Origin of the sequence: Pseudomonas sp. RGM 3321 (assembly GCF_022836805.1) — a bacterium.
In the GTDB taxonomy this organism is placed as follows: domain Bacteria; phylum Pseudomonadota; class Gammaproteobacteria; order Pseudomonadales; family Pseudomonadaceae; genus Aquipseudomonas.
On sequence record NZ_JALHBH010000075.1, the window covers coordinates 21497 to 28427 of the forward strand.

Here is a 6931-nt window from a genome sequence, read left to right on the forward strand (position 1 = left end):
AGACGGCTAATCCACCAGGCAATGGCATGACGCCTGCAGGTTAGCCGCTCGCACTTCCCCCGCGCTTTCCCAGCCTACCTTCAACACCGGTCAGGCCCGACGCCAGGCATGGCGTTTTTATAGCTATTTTCCTGATCTGCCGGGTGGCCCGACACAGGAATCAGGCAAACTCGGGCGAGGCCCAGAAGAATCAACCTGAGGGTGTTCTCTGGCTACGGCTGAACTGTCCACGCAGCACCGGAGCAGTTCTGTGTTCATTTGAACCCAATGAACAAGGAGTTGTTGAACGGGGCAAATCGACATTGGAAGTCATTTCCAACATTGCCCATTAAAAAACCCAGGCACCTGATTATTCAGCATAACGGCAACGCTGAGTGAGGCATTCACTCATTATTGATAATTCTGACTCAATCAGTCGGAAGGGTTGCCTGCGTCCCTATAAAACATATTCCACGTGTTTTATATGGCAACTTACACGCCGCAAAAACAACAACTTAAATATTATTAAAAAAAGAATTGCGCACTGCATTAAATTTGTTTTAAGTTTTCTTCGCCGTCAGCGTAATTGACGGCAGCCGTACGCAAAGCCGCAATCTATAAGGGCTACAGCCCGGCAAGTTGAAGTTATGGACGCTCTTGAATGGCTATAACCGACGTGCAGTTTCGGCGAATTATCGCCTCTGCCTTCAGGCCTTTGTTTGCCTTGCATTCAGGTCTTTCATCACATTCACCTTGCACGGGCGACACGTTAAAACTTCGAATAACTGTACTGCCACCTACCGCTACCATGACCATAGGGACATCACCATGCACTGTGAGAAAACGCTGCTCGACCAAAAGAAAGTTGAACTTAGCCATCACCCGATCTTTGCGGAAATCACTACGTTGGGCGTATTGCGACGCTTTATGGAAACCCATGTATTCGCCGTCTGGGATTTCATGTCTCTGACCAAGCGTCTGCAACAGGAACTGACCTGCACGCAACTGCCGTGGCTGCCACCGACCGATGCCTGCGCCGCCCGCCTGATCAACGAGATCGTGCTGGGGGAAGAGTCCGACGACCGATTGGATTCAGGTCATTACAGCCACTTCGAGCTGTACCTGGACGCCATGCGCGAGATTGGCGCGAGCACGTTACAGATCGAGCGTTTCATCCAGCTGCAGCAGCAGGGCCTGCATTACACAACGGCCCTGCAACGGGTCAACGCAGGCCAGGCCGCATCGGCATTCGTGACGCACACCCTCGACACCGCCCTTCATGCGCCGGCACACAGCGTTGCTGCGGCGTTTCTGCACGGGCGCGAAAGCGTCATCCCACAGATGTTCCAGAGCATCCTCGACGACTGGGGTATCACCGTCGAACAGGCACCCACCTTTCGTTACTACCTGGAGCGCCACATCGAAGTGGACTCCGAGGACCACGGCCCGGCAGCGGAGCAGTTGCTGGCCCGTCTGATTGGCGGCGACGCGCAGCGTGAACGAGAGGTGTATCAGGCGGCCATCGCAGCGGTGGAAAGCAGGGTCCGGCTATGGGACACGCTGCGCATGAGCATGAGCGCGCCATTGATGCAGGCCAGTGCGTAACACCCGCTCGCAACACCCTGAAGCCTTTACAAGGAAGACATCATGAAAGCAGAAGACTACACGTCGTTCATCGATGCGTGGGAAGGCCGCGCCACCATTCGTACTCGCCCACGCAGAATGGTCGAGAACGATGAAAAACTGATCTACCCCCTCAGCCGTCAGCCGCTGGTGCTCAGTGACACATTTACCCGCGAGTGCGCGCATTTGCGCGATTACGCACTGGTGCAGAGCCTCTATAAGTTCATCAACGATGTGGTGATCTTTGAAACCGAGATCGTCGACAAGACCGCACGCAGTATCGCCAAGGACAACTTCACGATTCGCTTCCCGTTTGCCTGCCGCTATGACGCAATGACGGTGGTGGTCGACGAGGACTATCACGCGCTGGTGGCGATGGACTTCATGCAACAGACCATCGCGCTGACGGGCATCGAGCCGATCCAGCTGCCTGACGAAATCGAACTCAGCCGGGCCATACCCGCCGCGCTGGCTCTGGCTCCGGAGCATCTGCGCAGTGCAGTTGAACTGATCTGCGTGGCTATCGCGGAAAACACCGTGACCAATGACGTAGCGGCGTTCGCCAAGGACGACTCGGTCAAGCAATCGGTCAAGGGACTGATGGCTGACCATCTGCTGGACGAGGGACGTCATTCAGGATTCTGGGCGCGGCTGGTACGAATCTACTGGCACACCGCAGACGAGCAGGATCGGGAATCCATCGCGCGCATCCTGCCGGTGTTTATCGCTCAGTATTTGACCAATGACATACAGAATGGCTTCGATTTCACCCTGATCGAGCACTTGCAGGTGCCGGACACCATCAAGCAGGCGCTCAAGGGCGAAACCAGGGCCGTGAGTTTTCCTGTTAACCGCCACCACCCGCTGGTCGCCAATATCGTGCGCTTCTTCAAGAGCAGCTCAATGCTGGACGATCCCTGTGTGCAGCGTGCGCTGGCGGACTATCTGCCGGTTCAGGGGACGCTGCAATGAAGCGCCTGGAGATCGTGCTCATCGGTCACAGCCTGACTCTGAGCGAGCTGAATGCCGAGCTGCTGGACCACGGCCACAGCGTGCGGCACCTGTCTGACCAAGAGACGCTGTACGCGTTGACGGTGCCTGATGGTTGCGTCCTGATCGAGGACGGTAGTCTGGACCTTCGCGGGGTACGAGACCACGGCACGCATCTGGGCCTGCGAGTCGGCTTCGGCGCGGCACTGGCGCACGGACTGCCTCGCCTGGAGCTGCTCTGCTGGCACGGACCGGCCAACGCGCGACGCCTGATCGCTCATGAGCGACTGCCTGCCGAGGAGTCAGGCAACGGCCGTGTACTGCGTGATGCGGCTGTCGCAGGCATGGTGGAGCTGGTGGCGTTGCAGGTCAGTCGGTTGTCCAGGGACGATGACTATTTCAACAGTCTGCCTACTGCAATACCCGCCTTGAGTGATCGGCAGGATGGCTTGCAGGCGATTGATCATTTGCTCTTCGAGCATCGCCTGAATCAGACAGAACAACCACACCTGCTGAAGCGGGCTGAAACATCGATCACCGAGCGGCTGGAACAGGCGCTGCTGATGTTTGCCGAACGCCCGGCACTGTCGGTTCGCAATCAGACGCTCAGCTATCGAGAACTGCACGCGCACAGCATCGCTATTCAGCGCCTGTTGCTGCCTTTGCTGGCGTCTGCGAAAGCTGACACGCCTCCGGTGATCGGCATCTGCCTGCTCAAGTCACCCGAGTTGTATGCGGGCATTCTGGCGATTCTGGGCTGCGGTGCGGTTTATCTGCCGCTTGACCCCGGCCAGCCTTTGCAGCGTCAGCAGTACATTCTGGAAAACTCGGGAGCGATGCTGTTGCTTCACGACGGCTCGCACCCACTGGCCGCTGCCGAGTTTCCGGCACTGGATATTGCTGCGGTGCCTATGGAGAATGTCGTTTCAGCCGGCATTCGCGTTCCTGCCGCGCAGGACGCGCCTTGCATGGCGCTGTACACGTCAGGCACTGCCGGGCAGCCGAAAGGCGTATTGCTCAGCCAGCGCAACCTCAGCCATTTCACTGCCTGGTACGCCGAGTATGTGAGCCTGCGCGAGCAGAGCCGGGTGCTGCAGTTTTCTACGTTGAGCTTTGATTCGTCGATCATCGACATTTTTCCCGCCTGGCTCAGTGGTGCCGAACTGGTGGTGCCTGATGAAGACCAGCGGCGCGATCCATTGCAACTGGTCAGCGTGCTGCAACAAGGCATCACTCACGCGTTTCTGCCACCGGCACTGTTGAGCATTCTGCCGCTGGATCAGCCTTTGGGGCTGGAGCATGTCATGACAGGGGGTGACGTCTGTGAGCCGCATGTGATTGCGCAACTCACCAGGCAGTGTCATTTCCACAACCTGTATGGCCCTACCGAAGCCACCGTATTGGTCACGGCCGTTGAGTTCGGGCCGTCCAGCAGCAATCGACATCTGGGACGACCGATTGCCAACAGCCAGGCTTGGATTCTCGACGAGCAATTGCAACCCGTGGCCGAACAGACTCAGGGTGAGCTGTACATCATCGGTCCCGGCGTCTGTCTGGGCTACGTGAACAATCCCGCGCTTACCGCCGAGCGCTATGTGTGGCTGACGAAGCCGGATGGCCAGCTTATGCGGGCCTATCGCACCGGCGACATCGCCAAGTGGACGGCTGACGGCATCGTCCTCAGCGGTCGTCGTGATAATCAGGTGAAGATACGCGGCTTTCGGGTCGAGCCGGAAGAGATCGAGCATTGCCTGCGTGACAGCGGACTGTATCGACAGGTTGCCGTGGTGATCGACAGACAGCGACGAATTCTGGCGTTTCTCGCTCAACCATATCTGGAGCATGACGAACAGGCGCTGAGAGCGCATGTGCAACGTCTGCTGCCTGACTACATGCATCCTGCTGTGTACACGACGCTGCCCGGTCTGCCGTTTGCCAGCAACGGCAAGATCGATCGCAAGGCACTTCTGGAAATACCACTGAGCTTCAGCGGACAACGCACGGGGCGTCTGCCACAGACCAAGCAGGAGCAAGCGCTGCTGGCGTTATGGGCCGAGCTGCTGGAACTGCCGTCAGAAGATATCTCTACGGACGAAAGCTTTTTCAATCTGGGCGGTCATTCAATTCTGCTGTCACGCCTGCTGCTGGGGGTTCGTGAACGATTTGGGCGCAGCATCCCGATCAACCGTTTTATCGAAGCGCCTACCGTCCTGACACTGGCCAGCCTGATCGACAGCGATGGTGCTTCGGCTTACACCATCAGTGCGCAGGCTCTATTGGATGCCGATGCGAATACCCCGCTGACGACTTTGCCCATCAGCCAGTTGGGTGATGTTCACAAAGTGATTGTTACCGGTGCCAACGGCTTTCTCGGTGTGCATATCGTTGAAGCGCTGTTGAACTGGGGGGCGACAGAGATCGCCTGCCTGGTTCGTGAAACTGCGGGGCAAAGCGCACAACAGCGTTTCGAGCATTCACTGCGGGAAAACCGTCTGGATCATCTGGACCTGAGTCGCGTGAAGGTCTACGCCGCTGACGTGACCAGGCCCAGGCTGGGTCTCAGTGAAGCGGTATATGAACGACTGGATAGCGAGTTCGGTGCGCTGGTGCATAACGCTGCCAATGTGAACCATGTGCAGGACTATGAAACCCTCGTCAAAGACAATGTTGCGCCGGTCTTTGAATGCCTGAAGCTATGTGAGGGGCGCAGCAAAAAGATCTTCAATTTCGTCTCGACCCTTTCCGCCTGTAGTGCAGTCGATGCTGCCGGCAATGTGCTTGAACAGCCCGCTGCCGCTACCCCGCCGATCTACATCAAGAACGGTTACAACCTGTCCAAATGGGTAGCTGAGCGTGTTCTGCAGCGCGCGCGGGACCAAGGTGCCTGGGTGAACATCTATCGGCCCGGCAACATCGCGTTCAACAGCGTCACCGGCGTGTGTCAGCCGCAAAAAAACCGCCTGATGCTGATGCTCAAAGGCTCGCTGCAACTGGGTCAGGTTCCGGCGTTCGCCATCAACTTCGACCTGATGCCGGTGGACTTCCTGGCACGCTTCATCGGCTTCCATGCCAGTCGTTATCAACCGGAACACGCCGTGTTCAACCTGCATAACCCTGAGCCCTTGAGCTGGAATAACTATGTGGAAGCCTTCCGCGGGGCAGGCCGTCAGTTCGAGCTGGTCAGCGTCGAGCAATGGCAGGCCCAGCTGGACCGTGTCGACAGCCAGAACGCTTTGTTTGGTGTGCTGGGTTTCTATCTCGACGGGTTTGAAGAAGACATCGGCGACATCTCGATGATCGAGTACCGCAACACCCTCAGCGGTATTCACCGTATTGGCGAGCAATACCCGCAGAAAACCCCTGAGCTGTTGCGCAAGGGCTGCGATTACCTGAAAGAAATCGGCTTCATCTGAATCGATACCCCACTGACGTAAATGGAGAAAGACATGAGCACACTGCACAGTAATCTGAAGCCCGACACCCTTATCCAGAATCCGGTGTCGTACCGAGTGGCTTCAGCCGTGGAAATACCAGGTAACGCAGCCAGCGTATGGGCTGTGGTCGGGAATTTTGGTGGTTTCCAAGCCTTCATACCCGCGCTGGACAGCATTGAGGTCACCGGGGAAGGGCCAGGCTCGGTTCGAAGGAAATTGTTCAAGGACGGTAACGTGGCCATCGAACAACTGAACTCTCGGGATGATCAGGCGCTGTTCATTACCTGGTCACTGATCCACACCAGTTTACCGGTGAGTAACCTATGGGCGGCAATGACTGTTGAAGCTACCGGGGAAGGTGCGTGTGTGGCCCGTTGGACGATTGTTGCCGACCCTGTTCAGGGAGGTCCTGAAGGGGATGCATTTGAGGCGTTTCTTCAGGGGTTTGCTGACGGCGCGATGAGTAACGTACGCAGCCTTTTTGGCTGATTCACGCACCATCACTGAAGCCCGCTCAGCGCGAAAAGCCTGCGGGAGCTTTTTTCGGGCTCCATAACGACAAAACCCCTCATCGCAAAAGCGATGAGGGGTTTCGGAATTCAATCTTGACGATGACCTACTCTCACATGGGGAAACCCCACACTACCATCGGCGATACATCGTTTCACTACTGAGTTCGGGATGGGATCAGGTGGTTCCAATGCTCTATGGTCGTCAAGAAATTCTGTTGCCGGTCCGTTAACAGGTAACGTCTCAGCGAATTTTGATGCTTCTACTTAAACAAAAACCCTCAACGCGTAAGCGATGAGGGTTTCTGGAATTTAATCTTGACGATGACCTACTCTCACATGGGGAAACCCCACACTACCATCGGCGATACATCGTTTCACTACTGAGTTCGGGAT

At 56.7% G+C, this 6931-nt stretch carries 4 protein-coding genes and 1 rRNA gene; 4 read left to right on the forward strand and 1 reads right to left on the reverse strand.

What is annotated here, in order from left to right; all coding sequences use genetic code 11:
* Positions 1 to 807: 807 nt before the first annotated feature.
* The 4 genes from RGM3321_RS00775 to RGM3321_RS00790 are packed head-to-tail and all read left to right on the forward strand — an operon-like array spanning position 808 to position 6515.
* Positions 808 to 1584, forward strand: a complete 777-nt coding sequence (locus tag RGM3321_RS00775) for a DUF3050 domain-containing protein (RefSeq protein WP_244391151.1) — start codon at positions 808 to 810, stop codon at positions 1582 to 1584.
* A 42-nt stretch (positions 1585 to 1626) separates the two neighbouring features.
* Positions 1627 to 2574, forward strand: coding sequence for a diiron oxygenase (locus RGM3321_RS00780; protein ID WP_244391152.1), 948 nt, complete (start codon positions 1627 to 1629; stop codon positions 2572 to 2574).
* Positions 2571 to 6005 carry a non-ribosomal peptide synthetase gene (locus RGM3321_RS00785; RefSeq protein WP_244391153.1) on the forward strand — a complete coding sequence of 1145 codons (3435 nt, stop codon included), beginning with the start codon at positions 2571 to 2573 and terminating at the stop codon, positions 6003 to 6005. The genes RGM3321_RS00780 and RGM3321_RS00785 overlap by 4 nt, the downstream gene beginning before the upstream one ends.
* A gap of 33 nt (positions 6006 to 6038) precedes the next feature.
* A complete protein-coding gene (locus tag RGM3321_RS00790; protein WP_244391154.1) occupies positions 6039 to 6515 on the forward strand; it encodes an SRPBCC family protein in 477 nt (158 codons plus the stop codon).
* Positions 6516 to 6629: 114 nt separating this feature from the next.
* Here the strand turns inward: RGM3321_RS00790 and rrf are convergent.
* A 5S ribosomal RNA gene (gene rrf / locus RGM3321_RS00795) occupies positions 6630 to 6745 on the reverse strand.
* Positions 6746 to 6931 lie beyond the last annotated feature (186 nt).